The following is a 19,477-nucleotide window of genomic DNA, read 5'->3' as shown; positions in this document are numbered from 1 at the left end:
GCGGCAGAGAGAGGGGTCCGGGTGTCCGACGCTGAACTGGTGCTGCGCTCGACGCGGGTCATCACTCCCGAAGGGACACGCGCCGCCTCGGTCGCCGTGTCCGCCGGGAAGATCACCGCCGTCCTGCCGTACGACGCCCCCGTCCCCGAAGGGGCCCGCCTGGAGGACCTCGGCGACGACGTCCTGCTGCCCGGCCTGGTCGACACCCATGTCCACGTCAACGACCCCGGCCGCACCCACTGGGAGGGCTTCTGGACCGCCACGCGCGCGGCGGCGGCCGGCGGCATCACCACCCTCGTCGACATGCCCCTCAACTCCCTCCCACCGACCACGACCGCCGAGCACCTGCGGACGAAGCGGGAGGTCGCCGTCGACAAGGCGCACATCGACGTCGGCTTCTGGGGCGGCGCCCTGCCCGACAACGTCAAGGACCTGCGCCCGCTGCACGACGCCGGGGTCTTCGGCTTCAAGGCGTTCCTGTCCCCGTCCGGCGTCGACGAGTTCCCGCACCTGGACCAGGACGGACTGGCCCGCTCGCTGGTGGAGATCGCCGGCTTCGGCGGTCTGCTGATCGTGCACGCCGAGGACCCGCGCCACCTCGACACCGCCCCGCAGCAGGGCGGCCCCCGCTACGCCGACTTCCTGGCCAGCCGCCCGCGCCAGGCGGAGGACAGCGCCATCGTGTCGCTCATCGCCCGGGCGAAGCGGCTCCACGCGCGCGTGCACGTCCTGCACCTCTCCTCCAGTGACGCGCTGCCGCTGATCGCCGAGGCCAAGGCGGACGGCGTCCGCATCACCGTCGAGACCTGCCCCCACTACCTCACCCTCACCGCCGAGGAGGTCCCGGACGGCGCCAGCGAGTTCAAGTGCTGTCCGCCCATCCGCGAGGCCGCCAACCAGGACCTGCTCTGGCAGGCCCTGGCCGACGGCACCGTCGACTGCGTGGTGACGGACCACTCCCCGTCGACGGCCGACCTCAAGACCGGCGACTTCGCCACCGCCTGGGGCGGCATCTCCGGCCTCCAGCTGAGCCTCGCGGCGGTCTGGACGGAGGCCCGCAGACGCGGCCACGGCCTGGAGGACGTGGTCCGCTGGATGTCGACGCGCACCGCGGAACTGGTCGGGCTCGACGGCCGCAAGGGCGCCATCGAGGCGGGCCGGGACGCCGACTTCGCCGTCCTCGCCCCCGACGAGACCTTCACCGTCGACCCGGCGGCCCTCCAGCACCGCAACCGCGTCACGGCGTACGCCGGCCGGACCCTCTACGGCGTCGTGAAGTCCACCTGGCTGCGCGGCCAACGCATCGTCGCGGACGGCGAGTTCACCGCACCGAAGGGCGAACTGCTCACCCGTACCCCCTGAGACCACCCGCACCGGCCGACTCACGAAAGGCACACCTCGTGGCAGCGCAGCAGCACTCGTCCCCGGCTCGTTTCACCGGCGACGCGAACCCCTACGGCGGCGGCGACCCGTACGCGGACTACCGCTCCGCCGACCTGCCCTTCACGCACCACGCCAACCTCGCCGACCGGCGGCTCGGCGCCGCCGTCATCGCCGCCAACGACGAGTTCTTCGCCCAGCGCGAGAACCTGCTGCTGCCCCATCGCGCCGAGTTCGACCCCGAGCACTTCGGGCACAAGGGCAAGATCATGGACGGCTGGGAGACCCGCCGCCGTCGCGGCGTCCGGGCCGAGCACCCCTGGCCGGCCGCCGACGACCACGACTGGGCGCTCGTCCGCCTCGGCGCCCCCGGCGTGATCCGCGGGATCGTGGTCGACACGGCCCACTTCCGGGGCAACTACCCGCAGGCCGTCTCGGTCGAGGGCGCCTCGGTCCCCGGCTCCCCGTCCCCCGAGGAACTGCTGGGCGACGACGTCAAGTGGACGACCCTGGTCCCGCGCACCCCGGTCGGCGGCCACGCGGAGAATGGTTTCTCCATAGCGGTCGAACAGCGCTTCACCCACCTGCGGGTCAACCAGCACCCCGACGGAGGCATCGCCCGCCTGCGCGTGTACGGCGAGGTCGTACCGGACCCGGCCTGGCTGGCCGTGCTCGGCACCTTCGACGTGGTCGCCCTGGAGAACGGCGGCCGTGCCGAGGACGCGTCGAACCGCTTCTACTCACCGCCGTCGAACACCATCCAGCCCGGCCGCTCCCGCAAGATGGACGACGGCTGGGAGACCCGCCGGCGCCGCGACCAGGGGAACGACTGGATCCGCTACCGGCTGGTGGCCCAGTCCCACATCCGCGCCCTGGAGATCGACACCGCGTACCTCAAGGGCAACAGCGCCGGCTGGGCGTCGGTCTCCGTACGGGACGGCGAGGAGGGCACGTGGACGGAGATCCTCCCGCGCACCCGCCTCCAGCCCGACACCAACCACCGCTTCGTCCTCCCGGCCCCGGCCGTCGGCACGCACGCGCGCGTGGACATCTATCCGGACGGCGGCATCTCGCGCCTGCGCCTGTTCGGCTCCCTGACGGAGGAGGGGGCGAGGAGTCTGGCGGCCCACCACCAGGAACTGGGCGGCTGACAGAGGGGCCCGGCTCGCCTGCTGACATCGGGGCTCGGCTCGCCCAGGGACGGCTCATGCCGCGTGTCCGCCGTCCACCGCGAACTCCGCACCCGTGACGTAGTCCGCCCCCGCCAGATACGCCACCGTCGACGCCACCTCGTCCGCCGCCCCGAACCGCCCCAGCGCCGTCATCGCCGCCTGCGCGCCCGCGTACGGCCCGTCGGCCGGGTTCATGTCCGTGTCGATCGGACCGGGGTGGACGAGGTTCGCCGTGATCCCCCGGGGCCCCAGCTCCCGGGCGAGGGCCTTCGTCAGCCCCACCAGGGCCGCCTTGCTCATCGCGTACAGCGTCCCCCCGGGCCCCGGCACCCGCTGCGCCATGCACGAGCCGATCGTGATGATCCGGCCCCCGGCCCCCATCCGCCCGGCCGCCGCCCGTGAGGCGAGGAACACCCCGCGCACGTTCACGGCCAGCACCCGGTCGACATCGGCGGGCCCGAGGCCCTCCAGCGGCCCCAGCACGCCCACGCCCGCGTTGTTCACCAGCACGTCGAGACCGCCGAGCGCCTCCGCCGTGCGCTCCACGGCGCCCGCCGCCTCCGCCGCGTCCCCGGAGTCGGCGCGCAGCGCCACCGCCCGCCGTCCGAGGGCCTCCACGGCCCGTACGACGTCCGCGGCCGCCTCCTTGCCGTTCACGTAGGTCACCGCCACGTCCGCGCCCTCCCGGGCCAGCCGCAGGGCCGTCGCGGCGCCGATGCCGCGGCCGCCGCCGGTCACCAGGGCCACCTTGCCGTCCAGGGTTCCGCGGGTCGTTGTCATGGGTCCATGGGTCGTTGTCATGGCTCCATCCCACCTGCCGGCACACGCGCGTGCCGGCGGCCGACGGACACCGACCTCGGACCCGCGCGAAGGAGGCGGAACTCTTCGCTCCACCTCCCGCGTTCTCCCCCTGTGACCCTTAAGCAAGAGATCGTCGGCAACGCCATGCAGATGGCGGTCGTCAACCTGGGCCCCGGCCAGACCGTGTACTGCGAGGCCGGGAAGTTCCTGTTCAAGACGACGAACGTGACCATGGAGACCCGGCTGAGCGGCCCGTCGAGCGGTGGCCAACAGCCCCAGAGCGGCGGCGGCGCCGGCGGCGGCATGGGCGGCATGCTGCGCCAGGCCATGGGCACCGCCATGCAGGTCGGCCAGCGCGCCCTGGCGGGCGAGTCGCTGGCGTTCCAGTACTTCACCGCGCAGGGCGGCGAGGGCACGGTCGGCTTCGCGGGCGTGCTCCCGGGCGAGATGCGCGCCCTGGAGCTGGACGGCACCCGCGCGTGGTTCGCCGAGAAGGACGCTTTCGTGGCCGCGGAGTCCACCGTCGACTTCGGCATCGCCTTCCAGGGCGGCCGCACCGGCATGAAGGGCGGCGAGGGCTTCGTCCTCGAGAAGTTCACCGGGTACGGCACCGTGATCATCGCCGGCGCGGGCAACTTCATCGACCTGAACCCGGCCGACTTCGGCGGCCGCATCGAGGTCGACACCGGCTGCGTGGTCGCCTTCGAGGAGGGCATCCAGTACGGCGTCCAGCGCGTCGGCGGCCTCAACCGCCAGGGGATCATGAACGCGGTGTTCGGCGGCGAGGGCCTGTCCCTGGCCACCCTGGAGGGCAACGGCCGGGTCATCCTGCAGTCCCTCACCATCGAGAGTCTCGCCAACGCCCTGAAGAAGGCCCAGGGCGGCGACAAGCAAGGCCCGACGGGCGGACTGTTCTCGACGAACGTCGGCTGAGGCCGCCGCACCGATGAGTTGCGGGCGCCTGCGGGGTCTGAGCTGATGACAACGGACCCCGCTCAAGAAAGCAGGCACCCGCCATGGGCAAGCTCGTCTCCACCATCTTCGTCACCCTCGACGGCGTCTACCAGGCGCCCGGCGGCCCCCAGGAGGACACGCGCGACGGCTTCGAGCACGGCGGCTGGAGCTTTCCGTACGGCGACGACGACTTCGGCGGCTTCATCAACGAGGTCTTCGGCAAGGTCGGCGCGTTCCTCCTCGGCCGCCGGACCTACGACATCTTCGCCTCGTTCTGGCCGAAGGTGACCGACCCGGGCGACCCGGTCGCCGGCAAGCTGAACGCGCTGCCGAAGTACGTCGCCTCGTCGACCCTCACCGACCCCGCGTGGGCCGGCACCACGGTCATCGGCGGCGACCTCGGCAAGGAGGTCACCGCCCTCAAGGAGAGCACCGACGGCGAGCTCCAGGTGCACGGCAGCGGCGCCCTCGTCCAGTCCCTGCTGGCCCTCGACCTCGTCGACACGCTCCACCTGCTGAGCTTCCCGGTCGTGCTCGGCACCGGCCGCCGCTTCTTCGCCGACGGCGCCGTACCGACCGCCTTCCGCCACACCGGCGGCCGCGTCACCGCCGCCGGCGTCTCCATCCAGACGTACGACCTGGAGGGCCGGCCCCGCTACGGCTCGTACGTACTCCCGAACAACGACTAGCGGGCAACCGAGGACGCTGCCGTGAGGCGGAATGCGCCTTGCCCCGCGTCCAGGAACGAAGTGGGGGGTACGCGGGGCAAGGGGCTCTGCGGCTGGACCCGGTCAGTGGGTTGCGCTGTTCCTCGGACTGATCCGTGGGGGGATCAGCAGTCGTAGTCGATCAGGTCGAACGACGCGTAGTGATCGGAGGTGTAGTAGTCCTCCTCGTACTCCTCGCCAGTCACGATGCGACGTGCACCGCGCGTGGAGGAGCCCGGCGTTTTCACGGTGTACTCGTGGTAATAGCCGGTGGGCTGACTCGGCAGGACGCCTTCCCGGTTCTGGAAGACGGAGCCGTCCTGCGAGTACGGGAAGGGGCCACCCTCCTCGATCAGTTCGAGCGTGTCGTACGCCTGGGAGGGCAGATCGCTGTAGCAGATGCTGCCGACCGCGGCGGCCGCCGGGGTCGCGGCCACGGTGCCGCCCACCAGGAGGGCGGACACAAGGGCTGCCGCGGCGCCGATGCGTGTTGCACGTGGGGGGAATCTCATGACCTCATGATGACGCGCGTAGAGTGTGGCATGTCAATGACAACTCCGGAGATTTTCCCGTCAAGTCCGATGAGTTTTCGGGAAGTTAACCTGGCGAACGGCGTCTCCATCAGGCCGTTCGAGCCGGCGCGCGCCTGCGCCGCTCACCCCGGCTTCCGGCTCTCCGCGGCGGCGAACAGCGCGAACGCCAGCACGACCAGCGCGACGCTCGCGTAGACCTCGTAGCCGTCGAGGAAGCCGATCCGCTGCACGAGTCCGATCCGCCAGTGCGCGAACTCGTGCACCAGGCCCAGCACGCCCTGCACGAGGGCGAGGAAACCGAGTACCTCCAGGAGTTCCTTCATGATGACGACCCTCGCCCCGCCGCAACGCTGCCCGCATCGGCCGCGGGGCGAGGCGCGACCGACGGAAGGAGCGCAACCGCCGGGCCGGCCGCGCCGAAAGTAGACGGTGGCGCGACCTTCGTAGGGAGTCCCGTCGGCAGGGAGGTAAGGCCGCCACGCGCTGCGTAGATTGGTCGGCCATGAGGGCTGACGACGTCGCGGTACGGACACCCGCGGGGCTCGTGCGGCGCCGGTGGCTGCTGCCGTCCGCGCTGGCCGCCGAGCTCGACCCGGACACCGAGGGGTCCGGGCGGCGGCCCCGGCGTACCGCGCGCGACTGGGCCGTCGACTTCACCTGCTTCCTGCTGGCCGTCGTCACCGGCCTGCTGGCCGCCGACAGCCTGGGCGACGACCCGGACCTCCCGCACGCCCTCGCCGTCGCCGACCAGCTCGTGGGCGCGCTCGCCTGCGCCGCCGTCTGGCTGCGCCGCCGGTGGCCGCTCGGGCTCGCCGTGGCGATGATCCCCGTCGGCTTCGTGTCGAACACCGCGGGCGGCGCCGGCCTGGTCGCTCTGTTCACCCTCGCCGTGCACCGGCCCTTCCGGTACGTGGCCTGCGTCGGCGGCGCCGGCCTCGCGCTGATGCCCGTGTTCTTCTGGCTGCGCCCGGAACCCGACCTGGCGTACCCGGCCGCCGTGCTGTTCACCGCGCTCCTCACCCTCGCGGTCATCGGCTGGGGCATGTTCGTACGGTCCAAGCGGCAGCTCATGCTGAGCCTGCGCGACCGGGCGCGGCGCGCCGAGACGGAGGCGCACCTGCGGGCCGAGCAGGCGCAGCGGCTGGCCCGTGAGGCCATCGCGCGCGAGATGCACGACGTGCTCGCGCACCGGCTGACGCTGCTCAGCGTGCACGCGGGCGCGCTGGAGTTCCGCCCGGACGCACCCCGCGAGGAGATCGTGCGGGCGGCCGGGGTCATCCGGGAGAGTGCCCACGAGGCACTCCAGGACCTGCGCGAGATCATCGGCGTCCTGCGGGCCGGCGAACCCGACGACGGCGGCCGTCCGCAGCCGACGCTGGCCGCCCTGGACGCGCTGGTCGCCGAGTCCCGTGAGGCCGGTATGAAGGTCACCCTCGACCAGCGCGTCACCGACGCCGGCGCGGTGCCCGCCTCCGTGGGCCGCACCGCCTACCGCATCGCCCAGGAGTGCCTCACCAACGCCCGCAAGCACGCCCCCGGCACGGAGGCCGCGGTGACCGTCTGCGGCGGACCCGGCGAGGGCCTCACCGTGATGGTGCGCAACCCCGCCCCCGAGGGCGACGTCCCGCACGTCCCCGGCTCCGGCCAGGGCCTCATCGGCCTGGCCGAACGGGCGTCCCTGGCCGGCGGACGACTGGAGCACGGGCCCCGGGCGGACGGCGGGTTCGAGGTACGGGGATGGCTGCCGTGGCCGGGGGCCCTCTGACGGCCGCCGACCGTGTGACGTCCGGACAACTCCCGTGCCGCGAACCGTGATTACGTAAGGGCCATGACTGCGATCAGACTCCTCCTCGTCGACGACGATCCCCTGGTGCGCGCCGGTCTGTCCCTCATGCTGGGCGGCGCCGACGACATCGACATCGTCGGCGAGGCCGCCGACGGCGCTCAGGCCGAGGAGCTCGTCGACCGCACCCGCCCCGACGTCGTCCTCATGGACATCCGGATGCCGGCCGTGGACGGTCTGACCGCCACGGAGCGGCTGCGCGGCCGCCCCGACGCCCCGCAGGTCGTGGTCCTCACCACCTTCCACGCCGACGAACAGGTGCTGCGCGCGCTGCGCGCCGGCGCCGCCGGGTTCGTCCTCAAGGACACCCCGCCCGCCGAGATCCTGGACGCGGTGCGCCGGGTCGCGGCCGGCGACCCCGTGCTGTCGCCCACCGTCACCCGGCAGCTGATGGACCACGCGGCCGGCTCGGCCGCCGACACCCGCCGCGCACGCGCGCGTGAGCGGCTCGCCGCCCTGGGGGAGCGCGAACGCGAGGTCGCCGTCGCGGTCGGCCGGGGTCTGTCCAACGCCGAGATCGCCGCCGCGCTCTTCATGAGCGTCGCCACCGTCAAGGCCCACGTCTCGCGCGTCCTGGCCCGGCTCGGCCTCAACAACCGCGTGCAGATCGCCCTCCTGGCGTACGACGCCGGCCTCCTCGACGAAGACGGGCACTAGCCGCGGCCCCCGTGCGTTGTCGCGGTGACGGGGAGGGGAATTCCATGACGACGGTCATCGACCTGGGGGAGTTCGGCGACGGGTTCCGGAGCGACCCGCACACGGTGTACGCGCGGCTGCGTGAGCGCGGCCCGGTGCACCGGGTACGGCTGCCCGTGCCCGACGGGTACCACGAGACCTGGCTCGTGGTGGGGTACGCGGAGGCACGCGCCGCCCTCGCCGATCCCCGGCTGTCCAAGGACGGCAGCCGGATCGGGTTCACGTTCCTCGACGAGGAACTGATCGGCAAGTACCTGCTGACCGCCGACCCGCCGCAGCACACGCGCCTGCGCGCGCTGGTCTCGCGCGCCTTCACCATGCGCCGGGTGGAGGAACTGCGGCCGAGGATCCAGCGCATCACCGACGACCTGCTCGACGCGATGCTGCCGCAGGGCCGCGCCGACCTGGTGGAGTCGCTCGCCTACCCGCTGCCCATCACGGTCATCTGCGAGCTGCTCGGCGTCCCCGAGCTGGACCGCGCCGAGTTCCGCAAGTTGTCCACCGAGGCCGTCGCGCCGACCAGTGCGGAGAGCGAGTACGACGCGTTCGTGCGGCTCGCCGAGTACCTCACCGAGCTGATCGAGGACAAGCGGTGCGCGGGCCCCGGCGGCGACCTGCTGAGCGACCTGATCCGCACCACCGCCGAGGACGGCGACCGGCTCTCGCCCGGCGAGCTGCGCGGCATGGCCTTCGTCCTGCTCATCGCCGGCCACGAGACGACGGTCAACCTCATCACCAACGCCGTGCACGCCCTGCTCACCCATCCCGACCAGCTCGCCGCCCTGCGCGCCGACCCGGCCCTCCTGGACGGCGCGGTCGAGGAGGCCCTGCGCTACGAGGGCCCGGTGGAGAACGCCACGTTCCGTTTCGCCGCCGAGCCCCTGGAGATCGGCGGCACGCCCATCGCCGCGGGCGAGCCGGTGATGATCGGCCTCATGGCCGCCGACCGCGACGCGGACCGCTACCCGGCCCCCGACCGCTTCGACATCCGCCGCGACACCCGCGGCCACCTCGCCTTCGGCCACGGCATCCACTACTGCCTGGGCGCCCCGCTGGCCCGCCTGGAGGCCCGCACCGCGCTACGAACCCTCCTGGACCGCGCCCCCGCCCTGACCCTCGACGGCCCACCCGGCGAATGGCTCCCCGGCACCCTGATGCGCGGCATGCGCAGCCTGCCGGTGCGCTGGTAGCACGGCTGCCGGAGGTAAGGGCAGGGGCCGTTGGCGGGCCGGGCGCATCACCCCCGGGGAATCTCCGCCAGCGACACCGCCCTGCGCTCCCGGCGTGACACGTCGCACGCCTCCGCGATCCGGAAGGCCTCCAGTGCCTCCCGCCCGTCGCAGGGGTTGGCGCGCTCGCCCCGGAGCACTTCCACGAAGGCGACCAGTTCGGCCTCGTACGCGGGGCCGAAGCGCTCCAGGAAGCCGCCCCAGGGCTTGTCCGCGGCCGGCGGACCGGTGGGCTCGGTGGAGGCGATCGGCGTACGGTCGTCCAGGCCGACCACGATCTGGTCGAGCTCCCCGGCCAGCTCCATGCGGACGTCGTAGCCCGCGCCGTTCAGCCGGGTCGCGGTGGCGGTGGCGAGGGTGCCGTCGTCGAGGGTGAGGACCGCAGCCGCCGTGTCGACGTCCCCCGCCGCGCGGAACATCGCGGGACCGGCGTCGGACCCGGCGGCGTACACCTCCCGCACCTCGCGCCCGGTCACCCAGCGCAGACAGTCGAAGTCGTGGATGAGGGCGTCCCGGTAGATCCCGCCGGACACCGGCAGCCACTCGGCGGGCGGCGGCGACTGGTCGGAGGTCAGCGCCCGCACGGTGTGCAGCCGCCCGAGCCGACCGGACCGTACGGCTTCCCGGGCCCCCGTGTAGCCCGCGTCGAAGCGGCGCTGGAACCCCATCTGCAGGATCGTTCCCGCGGCCTCGACCTCCGCGATCGCCTGTAAGGTCCCCGCCAGATCGAGGGCGATGGGCTTCTCGCAGAACACCGGAAGCCCGGAGCGTGCTGCCCGACCGATCAGTTCGGCGTGGGCGGAGGTCGCCGTGGTGATCACCACCGCGTCGACGCCCCAGCGGAAGATCTCGTCCACGCCGGGGGCGGCCGTCTCGCCCAGCCGCAGCGCGAGCTCCTGGGCCCGCGCGGGCTCCGCGTCCGTGAGGATCAGGGATCCGACCTCGCGGTGACGGCTCAGTGTGTTCGCATGAATGGTGCCTATGCGGCCCGTCCCGATGACCCCGATGCGCATGAAAACAAAGTGGCGTCGGAGCACGGGCGCTGTCAATGCGTATGTCCGGACAACCGAACTACACAACTTCCCGTCAACAGCGCACGGGGCTACGCTCGGCGGGTGCCGAAACCAGAAGTGGACCCGACCGTGCAGCTCGACCTCCGAGTGGACCGCAGCTCTCCGGTGCCGTTGTACTTCCAGCTCTCCCAGCAGCTCGAGGCCGCGATCGAGCACGGCTCGCTCACCCCCGGCAGTCTCCTGGGCAACGAGATCGAGCTCGCCGCACGGCTCGGCCTGTCCCGCCCCACCGTGCGCCAGGCGATCCAGTCGCTCGTCGACAAGGGCCTGCTGGTGCGCCGCCGGGGCGTCGGCACGCAGGTCGTGCACAGCCAGGTCAAGCGCCCGCTGGAGCTCAGCAGCCTCTACGACGACCTGGAGGCGGCCGGGCAGCGCCCCGCGACGACCGTCCTGGTCAACACGGTCGTCCCCGCGTCCGCCGAGGTCGCCGCCGCCCTCGCCGTCGCCGAGGGCAGCGACGTGCACCGGGTCGAACGGCTGCGGCTCGCGCACGGCGAGCCGATGGCGTACCTGTGCAACCACCTCCCCTCCGGCCTGCTCGACCTGGACACCGGCCAGCTGGAGGCCACCGGCCTGTACCGCCTGATGCGAGCCGCCGGCATCACCCTGCACAGCGCCCGCCAGTCCATCGGCGCCCGCGCCGCCACCACCGCCGAGGCCGAGCGCCTCGCCGAGGAGGCGGGCGCCCCCCTGCTCACCATGCAGCGCACGACCTTCGACGACACCGGCCGCGCGGTCGAGTTCGGCGACCACATCTACCGTCCGACCCGCTATTCGTTCGAGTTCCAGCTGCTCGTGAGGTCCTGAGCGCACCCTTGAGGGGTGCGGACGGGCGTCGCATTGTCCGTACAAAGCGACGGCATGCTGTCAGCCACCGGCGTCCGGAACCACCCCGTTTCTGCCCCGCTCGGCACCCGGCGCAACCGTGAGGCAGAATCGGCGACGATGAGCACCTACGGCAACTTCAGCGCCCCCATCGGCTCCAGGCGTGCCCCCGCCCTGCGGACAGTGGGCACCCGCGAGCGCCGCTCACACCTGACGGCACCCCGCGTGCCGACGGTGGGCATCGACATCGGCGGCACCAAGGTGATGGCGGGCGTCGTCGACGCCGACGGCAACATCCTGGAGAAGGTCCGCACGGAGACCCCGGACAAGTCCAAGAGCCCGAAGGTCGTCGAGGACACGATCGTCGAACTGGTCCTGGACCTGTCCGACCGGCACGACGTGCACGCCGTCGGCATCGGCGCGGCCGGCTGGGTCGACGCCGACCGCAACCGCGTCCTGTTCGCGCCCCACCTGTCCTGGCGCAACGAACCGCTGCGGGACCGCCTCTCGGGCAGGCTCTCCGTGCCCGTCCTCGTCGACAACGACGCCAACACCGCCGCCTGGGCGGAGTGGCGCTTCGGCGCCGGCCGCGGCGAGGACCACCTCGTCATGATCACGCTCGGCACGGGCATCGGCGGCGCGATCCTGGAGGACGGCCAGGTCAAGCGCGGCAAGTACGGCGTCGCGGGCGAGTTCGGCCATATGCAGGTCGTGCCCGGCGGCCACCGCTGCCCGTGCGGCAACCGCGGCTGCTGGGAGCAGTACAGCTCCGGAAACGCCCTGGTCAGAGAGGCCAAGGAGCTGGCCGCCGCCGACTCCCCGGTGGCGTACGGGATCATCGAGCACGTCAAGGGGCAGATCGGTGACATCAGCGGCCCGATGATCACCGAGCTGGCCCGCGAGGGCGACGCGATGTGCATCGAGCTGCTCCAGGACATCGGCCAGTGGCTCGGCGTCGGCATCGCCAACCTCGCCGCCGCCCTCGACCCGTCCTGCTTCGTGATCGGCGGCGGGGTGTCGGCCGCCGACGACCTGCTGATCGCCCCCGCGCGGGACGCGTTCAAGCGCCAGCTCACCGGCCGCGGCTACCGCCCCGAGGCCCGGATCGTCCGCGCCCAGCTCGGCCCCGAGGCCGGCATGGTCGGCGCCGCCGACCTCGCGCGCCTGGTCGCCCGCCGCTTCCGGCGCGCCAAGCGGCGCCGCGTCGAGCGGTACGAGCGCTTCGAACGGTTCACGGACGCGGCTCGCCGCACCCAGGACACGGCATGACCCCGGCGCGACCCGGCACGACCCGTACGACCTGGCCACCCCGCACGACTCGTACGGCCAGTACGACCCGTACACCCCGCGCGACCTGCACGGCCGGCACAACCAGTACGACCAGGGACACCGCATGACGGCCTCGCTGCCCCGCCAGGCCGCGCCCCCCGACGAGCCGTCCCGGCCGCCGGAGGACCGCCGCCATGTGATCCGGCGCAGGGCGCTCACCCTGCTGATCATCGTGCTGCTCATCGGGGTCCCGGCCGGCTACCTGGTGATCTCCGCCAACCAGAGCCGGGACAGCGGCAAGGACAAGGAGGCCAAGTACTCCGCGACCGGCCTGACCGAGGGCTGGCCCTCGAAGGTCCAGCGCCGCCTCTACCAGGTGCCGGTCCCGCACCCGTCCAACCAGGTCGCCTACTACGAGACGAACAACTGGAAGACCAGCCGGCTCTACGTGCAGTTCCAGACCACGCACGCCGGCCTGGACCAGTTCCTCGCGGAGATCGGCGTCAGCCGGGACGACCTGAAGCAGGGCGACATCACCATCAGCGCCCGCGACCAGGACATCACGGGCTGGCGGTTCAAGGGCCCCGGTGCCCGCACGGGCGAGTTCTTCGGCATCGTCCGCGAGAAGAAGAACCCGACGCCCACCCTGGACGTCGTCGTGAACTACGGCAACCCGACGTACCCCTTCGTCTACGTCGTCTCGCGCACGGTTCCCTGACCGGGCGGCCGCGTCCCGGGAGCGTGGCCCGGGAGTACGGCCCGGGACGCGGCACCGGGACCGATTGTCAGACCCCGCCCGTAGAGTCGAAGACGAGTGATCCGACACGCGGGCGGGAGGTGGACAGGGCGTATGAGCGACACGGCTCCGGTGGAACAGGTGGGCGTCCCGGTGCGCCTCGCCGCCGTCTTCCTGCCCGCCCCCCTCCCGCGTGACGGCCGCATCGCCTTCTGGGACCCGCAGGACGCCCCGCTGCCCGCCGCGCCGGCCGCCGAGCCCACGGAGCTGACCGTCGTCCGCCCGCACGGCGCCTCGGTCCGCCGCAGGCAGGCCCCGGCCCTGGCACTGCCCCTCGACCGGGCGCTCCCGCTGCTCGTGCGCGCCCGCCGCGACCCCGCCGCCCACCCCGCCACGGCCTGCTGGGGAGCGGCCGCGCTGCACGCGCTGCGGCTCACCGCCCGCGGCCGCCTCCTGCCCGGTCTGACCCCGGCCGGCCACGACGCCTGGCGGGCCGGTCCGCTGGACCCGGAGGACGTCGCCCACCTGCGCGCCGTCGCCGCCGCGCTGCCGTACGAGGGCCACGCCGTCCCCCTGCCCGGCCCCGGCCCGCTCCGGCTGCCGCAGCCCGAGGCCCTGATGCGCGCCTTCCTGGACGCCGTCGCGGACACCCTGCCCCGCACCCCCGCCGCGCCCCACGCCTCGGGGAAACCCTTCGCCGACCGCCGGCCCCAGCGGCTGCCCGGCGCGCACGAGTGGGCGGCGGAGGTCGCCGCCGGCATGGACGCGGGCGTGCGGATCTCACTGCGCCTCGACCTGTCCGCGTACGACATGTTCGACGTGTCCGACGACGGCGAGCGGGTGCGCAGCGCGGGTGCCGCGATCGTCCAGGCGCACAGCCTCGCCGACCCGACGCTGGTCACCGACGCGACGGCCCTGTGGGCGGGCGAGGCGGACGCGGCCTTCGGTCCCCGCGCGCGCGTGGACGCGGCCCTCGCCGTGCGGCGCGCGGCGCGCGTGTGGCCGCCGCTGGCCCGGCTCACCGAACAGGACGCGCCCGACGTACTGGCCCTGTCCGAGGACGAGCTGAGCGATCTGCTCGGAGTGGCGGCGACCCGGCTCGCGGCGGCCGGAGTCGCCGTGCACTGGCCGAGGGACCTCGCACAGGACCTCAGCGCCGCCGCCGTCGTACGCCCCGCTCCGGGCTCGGCGACCGACGGCACCGGCTTCTTCGAGAGCGAGGAACTGCTCCGGTTCCGCTGGCAGCTGGCGCTCGGCGGCGACCCGCTCAGCGAGGCCGAGATGGACGCGCTGGCCGAGGCCCACCGGCCCGTCGTACGCCTGCGCGACCAATGGGTCCTGGTCGACCCGGCCCTGGTCCGCAAGGCCCGCAAGCGCGAACTGGGCCTGCTGGACCCGGTGGACGCCCTGTCCGTCGCCCTCACCGGCACCGCCGAGGTCGACGGCGAGACCGTCGAGGCGGTCCCCGTCGGCGCCCTTGCCGCCCTGCGCGACCGCCTCACGGCGGGCCTACGCCCCGCGGCACCACCCGCCGGCCTGCGGGCCACCCTCCGCGACTACCAACTCCGGGGCCTGGCCTGGCTGGACCTCATGACCTCCCTCGGCCTCGGCGGCTGCCTCGCCGACGACATGGGCCTCGGCAAGACGATCACCGTCATCGCCCTCCACCTCGAGCGGGCCCGCACCGAACCGACCCTGGTGGTCTGCCCGGCCTCCCTCCTGGGCAACTGGCAGCGCGAGATCGCCCGTTTCGCGCCCGGCGTCCCCGTCCGCCGCTTCCACGGCCAGGACCGCAGCCTGGCCGACCTGGACGGCGGCTTCGTCCTCACCACGTACGGCACGATGCGTTCCGCCGCCGCGACGCTGGCCGGACAGCCGTGGGGCATGGTCGTCGCGGACGAGGCCCAGCACGTGAAGAACCCGTACTCGGCGACGGCGAAGGCCCTGCGCACGATCCCGTCCCCCGCGCGCGTGGCCCTGACCGGCACCCCCGTCGAGAACAACCTCTCCGAGCTCTGGGCCCTGCTGGACTGGACGACACCCGGCCTCCTCGGCCCCCTGAAGTCCTTCCGCGCCCGCCACGCGCGCGCCGTGGAGAACGGCGAGGACGCGGAGGCCGTCGAGCGCCTCGCCCGCCTGGTCCGCCCGTTCCTGCTGCGCCGCAAGAAGTCCGACCCCGGGATCGTGCCCGAGCTGCCGCCCAAGACCGAGACCGACCACCCGGTGCCGCTCACCCGGGAACAGGCCGCCCTCTACGAGGCGGTGGTGCGCGAGTCGATGCTCGCCATCGAGACGGCGGACGGCATCGCCCGCCGGGGCCTGGTACTGAAGCTGCTGGGCGCGCTGAAGCAGATCTGCGACCACCCCGCCCTGTACCTGAAGGAGGACACCGCCCCCGTCGGCGAGCGCCTGTCCGCCCGCTCCGGCAAACTCGCCCTCCTCGACGAGCTGCTGGACACCCTCCTCGCCGAGGACGGCTCGGCGCTCGTCTTCACCCAGTACGTCGGCATGGCCCGCCTGATCGCCGCCCACCTCGCCCACCGCGCGATCCCCGTGGACCTCCTGCACGGCGGTACACCGGTCCCGGAGCGCGAACGCATGGTGGACCGCTTCCAGAGCGGCGCCACCCCGGTCCTCGTCCTCTCCCTCAAGGCCGCCGGCACCGGCCTGAACCTCACCCGAGCGGGTCATGTCGTCCACTTCGACCGCTGGTGGAACCCGGCCGTGGAGGAACAGGCCACCGACCGCGCCTACCGCATCGGCCAGACCCAGCCCGTCCAGGTCCACCGCCTCATCACCGAGGGCACGGTCGAGGATCGCATCGCCGAGATGCTGGAATCCAAGCGCGCCCTGGCCGACGCGATCCTCGGCTCCGGCGAGTCCGCCCTCACCGAACTCACCAACCGCGAACTGACGGACCTGGTGCGCCTGCGGAGGGAGCCGTGATGGACGCTCCGCGGGAAGAGCGGGCACGGGCGAACGGGGCCGAGGACCCGACGCCGGAGGGGTCGGCCGGGACGGACGCGGCGAGTTGCGCGGGGGAGGGCACGGCGAGCGGTGCTGAAGGGGCTTCGGTGGGTGGGGCTGAGGGGGCTGGTTCGGTGGGTTGGGTGGGGGAGGGCGCGGTCGGTGGGGGTGAGGAGGGTGCGGTGAGTGGGGCTGAGGGGGCTGGTTCGGCGGGGGAGCGTGCGGTCGGCGGAGGTGAGGAGACGCCGGTGCCACGGGAGGAGGAGTCCGCGGGGGGCGGGACCGCCTCGGCCTCCGGGGCGGCGGCAGCGGCCGTACCGCGGTCCGGGGCGCAGGGAAGGGAAGGCGAAGAGACGGCCGGGGCGCGGCGCGGAGACGAGGGCGAGCGTCCTGCCGACGTGGTGCGGCGTGCCCTGCGGGCGGCGCGGGAGCGGGGGAGTCGGAGCGAGGGGGTGTCGGGGAGTGCCGGGGAGGTGCCCGCGGGGCGGTCGGCGCGTGCCGGGCACGGACGAGGCGGTGGCGTCCCCGACGTCGCCGTCCCTGACGTAGCCGTCTCCGACGCCTCCGAGGCCGAGTGCGCCGATGCCTCGCCCGCCGATGCCTCGCCCGACGACGCGGAGACCGTGTCCGGGCTGTCCGGTCGCGCGGAGACCGTGTCCGGGCTGTCCGGTCGCGCGGAGACCGTGTCCGGGCTGTCCGGTCGCGCGGAGACCGTGTCCGGGCTGTCCGGTCACGCAGAGGCCGGGCCCGAGCCGTCCGGTCACGCCGAGCCCGGGTTCAGGACTTCTGGGCCCGAGCCGAGCGAGGGCGCCGCCCCCAGGCCCGCCGACGCCGCCCGGGCGGCCCTGCGGCGAGCGCTCGGCGCCGCCGCTTCCGCTCCAGCCCCTTCGGGGCCCGAGAAACCCGCGCCGGGAACCTCTACGCAGGGCAGGGCCACGCCGGGACCTCCCACGCCGAGCAGCGCCACGCCCGGAACCCTCACGTCGGGCAGCGCCACCTCCGGTTCCCCTGTCTCCGGCGCGTCGGCGTCTGGCACAGTTGCCTCCCGCACAGTCAGCTCCGGCACACCCACGTCCAGCACACCGACGTCCGGGACACCTGCCTCCGACACTCCCACCCCCGGCACACCCACGTCCGGCACCCCCACGTCGAGCCCCCCTGCGCCGAAGCCCCCCGCTCCGGGTGCCCGCCCGGCGGACATCGCTCGTGAGGCTCTGCGGGCCGCCCGGGCCAAGGCGCGGCAGGATGAGGCCGACGCGGCGGGGCCGGACGCCGGGCCGGGCCGCGCCTCACCCCGCGCCGCCGGGCGACGCATCCCCGCCGCCGGCACCGACCCCACCCTCACGCGCCGGAGCCGCAGCGGCCCGCTGGACCGGGGCGCCGCCCGCGAACGCGCTCGCGACGTACGGGAGTTCCTCGCCGGTGCCTTCCGCATGCCCTCGGAGGACGACGCGCCTGCGTCCACCGCTCCGACCACAGCCGACGCCGTCGCAGAGCACGGAGACGTGCCTGCCCCGGCTGCCGACCGAGCCCCCGACGGCCCGAGCCCTGCCCGTGCCCTCCCGGACGAGTCACGGCTCACCTCCACCTCCACCTCCCACCCCTCCCCCCGCTCCATGGCCGCCCCCTCCCGCGACGGTGACCACCGCCGCACCTTCCCGGCCTTCCCGCCCCTCCCCGGTGCGGGCGGCGACGCGGACGCCCGGTTCGCGGAGACCTGGTGGGGCCATGCCTGGGTGGCCGCGCTGGAGGAGGGGGCGTTGGACGTCAAGAGGCTGGCGCGTGGGCGGGGGTATGCCCAGCAGGGGCATGTGGACGCCATCACCGTCACGCCCGGGCTCGTCCTCGCGTACGTGCAGGGCAGCCGTCCGCGGCCTTACCGCGTGCAGGTGCGGCTGCGGACGTTGGAGGACGACGACTGGGAGCGGTTCCTGGACGCCGCGGTGGAGCGCCCCGCGCACATCGCCGCGCTGCTCGACAAGGAGATGCCGGAGTCCCTCGCCGACTGCGGGGTGCCCCTGCTGCCCGGCCCCGGCGAGCTCGACCCGCACTGCAGCTGCCCCGACCGCGGCCACCCCTGCAAGCACGCGGCCGCCCTCTGCTACCAGACCGCGCGTCTGCTGGACGCCGACCCGTTCGTACTGCTCCTGCTGCGCGGCCGGGGCGAACGCGAACTGCTGGACGCGCTGTCCCGCCGCAACGCCACCCGCGCGGCCCGCGCCGCCCAGGAGCAGGAACCGGCACCCCTGCCGGGCATCCGGGCCTCCGAGGCCGTAGCCCTGAGCCGCGACGCCCGACTCCCGTCGCTGCCGCCCCCGTTGCCCGCCCCGCCGCACCCCGGGCAGCCCCCGGCCTACCCGTCCGTGCCGAACGGCCCCGACTCCTTCGCCCTGGACCAGCTCGCCACCGACGCCGCCACCCGCGCCCACGCCCTGCTCGCCACCGGCCGGGACGAGATCGGCGAACTGACCCTCTGGCAGGACGCCGTACGGCTGGCCGCCGCCCGCCCCGGCTCCGGGCTCACCGCCGGCACCCGCTCCCTCTACGCCTCCCTCGCCTCCGCCGCCGGCCGCACCCCGTCCGAGCTGGCGCGCGCGGTCGCCGCCTGGCGGCAGGGCGGCCCGGACGGCCTCACCGTCCTGGAGGAGCCCTGGGATCCCCCGGCGGGCCGCTTCGACCGGGCCCGCCCGCAGCTCCTCGCCGCCGACCTCCCCGCCTTCCGCCCCTGGCGCAACCACCTCACCCACCCCCGGGGCCATGTCCAGCTCCGCCTCGGCCGCGACGGCCTGTGGTACGCGTACGAGTCGGAGCCCGGCCACGACGACTGGTGGCCGCGCGGCACCCCCGACCCCGACCCGGTGGGCGCCCTGACCGGGCTGGGCGGCAACAACGAACTCTGATCAGCGTCCATCACACACGCAGATCAGCCCCAGCGGCGAACTCCGATCACCCGAACCGCCTACCTCGGGCCGGCCGCAGGATGAACGGCGAGCCGCTGCCGTACGACCACGGCCACCCCGTACGCGTCCCGGTCCCCTCCCCGGGCCGGGTCCGCTGGCCCACCGACTGGCGGCCGCCGACGCCGGGCGCGTACACCCTGCCGGCGCGGGGGACCCACAGCGCGGGCCGTACGCAGCCCTACACCACCGTCCACAACACCCAGGGCCATCTGTTCGATGCCGTGGTACGGCATCCGGTGAAGGCGGTGTGAGAGTTCGCCGGTGATGTCGGGGTGCCACGCGGGCAGACGCGGGGGCCCGTGACCGGAGTGTGAGAAAGGACGGTTAGCGTG

Annotated in this window: 17 protein-coding genes; 13 read left to right on the top strand and 4 right to left on the bottom strand. The window is 73.9% G+C overall.

Going from position 1 to position 19,477, the window contains the following annotated elements; translation table 11 throughout:
* Positions 1-21 precede the first annotated feature (21 nt).
* Positions 22-1,362, top strand: coding sequence for an allantoinase AllB (gene allB / locus ACIRF9_RS40070; protein WP_403832905.1), 1,341 nt, complete (start codon positions 22-24; stop codon positions 1,360-1,362).
* 38 nt (positions 1,363-1,400) lie between these two features.
* Positions 1,401-2,531, top strand: a complete 1,131-nt coding sequence (gene alc, locus ACIRF9_RS40065) for an allantoicase (RefSeq protein WP_403832902.1) — start codon at positions 1,401-1,403, stop codon at positions 2,529-2,531.
* Between the two features lie 54 nt (positions 2,532-2,585).
* On the opposite strand, the gene ACIRF9_RS40060 is transcribed toward alc, so the two are convergent.
* The gene (locus tag ACIRF9_RS40060) at positions 2,586-3,332 is read right to left on the bottom strand and encodes an SDR family oxidoreductase (RefSeq protein WP_403832900.1); all 747 of its coding nucleotides are present in this window, start codon (positions 3,330-3,332) and stop codon (positions 2,586-2,588) included.
* A 132-nt stretch (positions 3,333-3,464) separates the two neighbouring features.
* Between ACIRF9_RS40060 and ACIRF9_RS40055 the strand changes: the two genes are divergently transcribed.
* The gene (locus ACIRF9_RS40055) at positions 3,465-4,286 is read left to right on the top strand and encodes an AIM24 family protein (protein WP_403832898.1); all 822 of its coding nucleotides are present in this window, start codon (positions 3,465-3,467) and stop codon (positions 4,284-4,286) included.
* 83 nt (positions 4,287-4,369) lie between these two features.
* Positions 4,370-4,996, top strand: a complete 627-nt coding sequence (locus ACIRF9_RS40050; RefSeq protein WP_403832896.1) for a dihydrofolate reductase family protein — start codon at positions 4,370-4,372, stop codon at positions 4,994-4,996.
* Positions 4,997-5,139: 143 nt separating this feature from the next.
* Here the strand turns inward: ACIRF9_RS40050 and ACIRF9_RS40045 are convergent, their stop codons facing one another.
* Entirely contained in the window at positions 5,140-5,526 is a 387-nt protein-coding gene (locus tag ACIRF9_RS40045) for a ribonuclease domain-containing protein (protein WP_403832894.1), read from the bottom strand.
* A gap of 143 nt (positions 5,527-5,669) precedes the next feature.
* A complete protein-coding gene (locus ACIRF9_RS40040; RefSeq protein ID WP_403832892.1) occupies positions 5,670-5,870 on the bottom strand; it encodes a hypothetical protein in 201 nt (66 codons plus the stop codon).
* 179 nt (positions 5,871-6,049) lie between these two features.
* Here ACIRF9_RS40040 and ACIRF9_RS40035 point away from each other — a divergent pair, with 179 nt between their 5' ends.
* The 3 genes from ACIRF9_RS40035 (at position 6,050) to ACIRF9_RS40025 (ending at position 9,276) form a co-directional block, all read left to right on the top strand.
* Entirely contained in the window at positions 6,050-7,312 is a 1,263-nt protein-coding gene (locus ACIRF9_RS40035) for a sensor histidine kinase (RefSeq protein WP_403832890.1), read from the top strand.
* Between the two features lie 63 nt (positions 7,313-7,375).
* Complete coding sequence (locus ACIRF9_RS40030) at positions 7,376-8,047, top strand: response regulator (protein ID WP_403832887.1); 672 nt, start codon at positions 7,376-7,378, stop codon at positions 8,045-8,047.
* 44 nt (positions 8,048-8,091) lie between these two features.
* The gene (locus tag ACIRF9_RS40025) at positions 8,092-9,276 is read left to right on the top strand and encodes a cytochrome P450 (RefSeq protein ID WP_403832885.1); all 1,185 of its coding nucleotides are present in this window, start codon (positions 8,092-8,094) and stop codon (positions 9,274-9,276) included.
* 47 nt (positions 9,277-9,323) lie between these two features.
* On the opposite strand, the gene ACIRF9_RS40020 is transcribed toward ACIRF9_RS40025, so the two are convergent.
* The gene (locus ACIRF9_RS40020) at positions 9,324-10,328 is read right to left on the bottom strand and encodes a Gfo/Idh/MocA family oxidoreductase (protein WP_403832882.1); all 1,005 of its coding nucleotides are present in this window, start codon (positions 10,326-10,328) and stop codon (positions 9,324-9,326) included.
* Positions 10,329-10,457: 129 nt separating this feature from the next.
* Here ACIRF9_RS40020 and ACIRF9_RS40015 point away from each other — a divergent pair, with 129 nt between their 5' ends.
* The 6 genes from ACIRF9_RS40015 to ACIRF9_RS39990 all read left to right on the top strand — a co-directional run bounded on the left by ACIRF9_RS40015 (position 10,458) and on the right by ACIRF9_RS39990 (position 19,396).
* Positions 10,458-11,195, top strand: a complete 738-nt coding sequence (locus tag ACIRF9_RS40015) for a GntR family transcriptional regulator (RefSeq protein ID WP_403833081.1) — start codon at positions 10,458-10,460, stop codon at positions 11,193-11,195.
* Between the two features lie 138 nt (positions 11,196-11,333).
* Entirely contained in the window at positions 11,334-12,482 is a 1,149-nt protein-coding gene (locus ACIRF9_RS40010) for an ROK family glucokinase (protein ID WP_403833078.1), read from the top strand.
* 124 nt (positions 12,483-12,606) lie between these two features.
* Positions 12,607-13,200 carry a sugar kinase gene (locus ACIRF9_RS40005; protein ID WP_403832879.1) on the top strand — a complete coding sequence of 198 codons (594 nt, stop codon included), beginning with the start codon at positions 12,607-12,609 and terminating at the stop codon, positions 13,198-13,200.
* Positions 13,201-13,332: 132 nt separating this feature from the next.
* The gene (locus ACIRF9_RS40000; RefSeq protein WP_403832877.1) at positions 13,333-16,164 is read left to right on the top strand and encodes an SNF2-related protein; all 2,832 of its coding nucleotides are present in this window, start codon (positions 13,333-13,335) and stop codon (positions 16,162-16,164) included.
* A gap of 866 nt (positions 16,165-17,030) precedes the next feature.
* A complete protein-coding gene (locus ACIRF9_RS39995) occupies positions 17,031-19,085 on the top strand; it encodes an SWIM zinc finger family protein (RefSeq protein WP_403833075.1) in 2,055 nt (684 codons plus the stop codon).
* A gap of 80 nt (positions 19,086-19,165) precedes the next feature.
* Positions 19,166-19,396 (top strand): hypothetical protein, encoded by a 231-nt coding sequence (locus ACIRF9_RS39990; RefSeq protein WP_403832874.1) that lies wholly within the window; start codon positions 19,166-19,168, stop codon positions 19,394-19,396.
* Positions 19,397-19,477 lie beyond the last annotated feature (81 nt).

The organism is Streptomyces sp. NPDC096132 (assembly GCF_044763345.1).
Taxonomy (GTDB): domain Bacteria; phylum Actinomycetota; class Actinomycetes; order Streptomycetales; family Streptomycetaceae; genus Streptomyces.
This window is presented reverse-complemented; position numbering and strand designations above follow the sequence as displayed.

Coding starts and splice junctions, on each gene's coding strand:
- ACIRF9_RS40050 (WP_403832896.1), top strand. CDS start 4,370: ATGGGCAAGCTCGTCTCCACCATCTTCGTCACCCTCGACGGCGTCTAC.
- ACIRF9_RS40040 (WP_403832892.1), bottom strand. CDS start 5,870: ATGAAGGAACTCCTGGAGGTACTCGGTTTCCTCGCCCTCGTGCAGGGC.
- ACIRF9_RS39990 (WP_403832874.1), top strand. CDS start 19,166: ATGAACGGCGAGCCGCTGCCGTACGACCACGGCCACCCCGTACGCGTC.
- ACIRF9_RS40010 (WP_403833078.1), top strand. CDS start 11,334: ATGAGCACCTACGGCAACTTCAGCGCCCCCATCGGCTCCAGGCGTGCC.
- ACIRF9_RS40030 (WP_403832887.1), top strand. CDS start 7,376: ATGACTGCGATCAGACTCCTCCTCGTCGACGACGATCCCCTGGTGCGC.
- ACIRF9_RS40035 (WP_403832890.1), top strand. CDS start 6,050: ATGAGGGCTGACGACGTCGCGGTACGGACACCCGCGGGGCTCGTGCGG.
- ACIRF9_RS40005 (WP_403832879.1), top strand. CDS start 12,607: ATGACGGCCTCGCTGCCCCGCCAGGCCGCGCCCCCCGACGAGCCGTCC.
- ACIRF9_RS40060 (WP_403832900.1), bottom strand. CDS start 3,332: ATGACAACGACCCGCGGAACCCTGGACGGCAAGGTGGCCCTGGTGACC.
- ACIRF9_RS40000 (WP_403832877.1), top strand. CDS start 13,333: ATGAGCGACACGGCTCCGGTGGAACAGGTGGGCGTCCCGGTGCGCCTC.
- ACIRF9_RS40045 (WP_403832894.1), bottom strand. CDS start 5,526: ATGAGATTCCCCCCACGTGCAACACGCATCGGCGCCGCGGCAGCCCTT.
- ACIRF9_RS40025 (WP_403832885.1), top strand. CDS start 8,092: ATGACGACGGTCATCGACCTGGGGGAGTTCGGCGACGGGTTCCGGAGC.
- ACIRF9_RS40020 (WP_403832882.1), bottom strand. CDS start 10,328: ATGCGCATCGGGGTCATCGGGACGGGCCGCATAGGCACCATTCATGCG.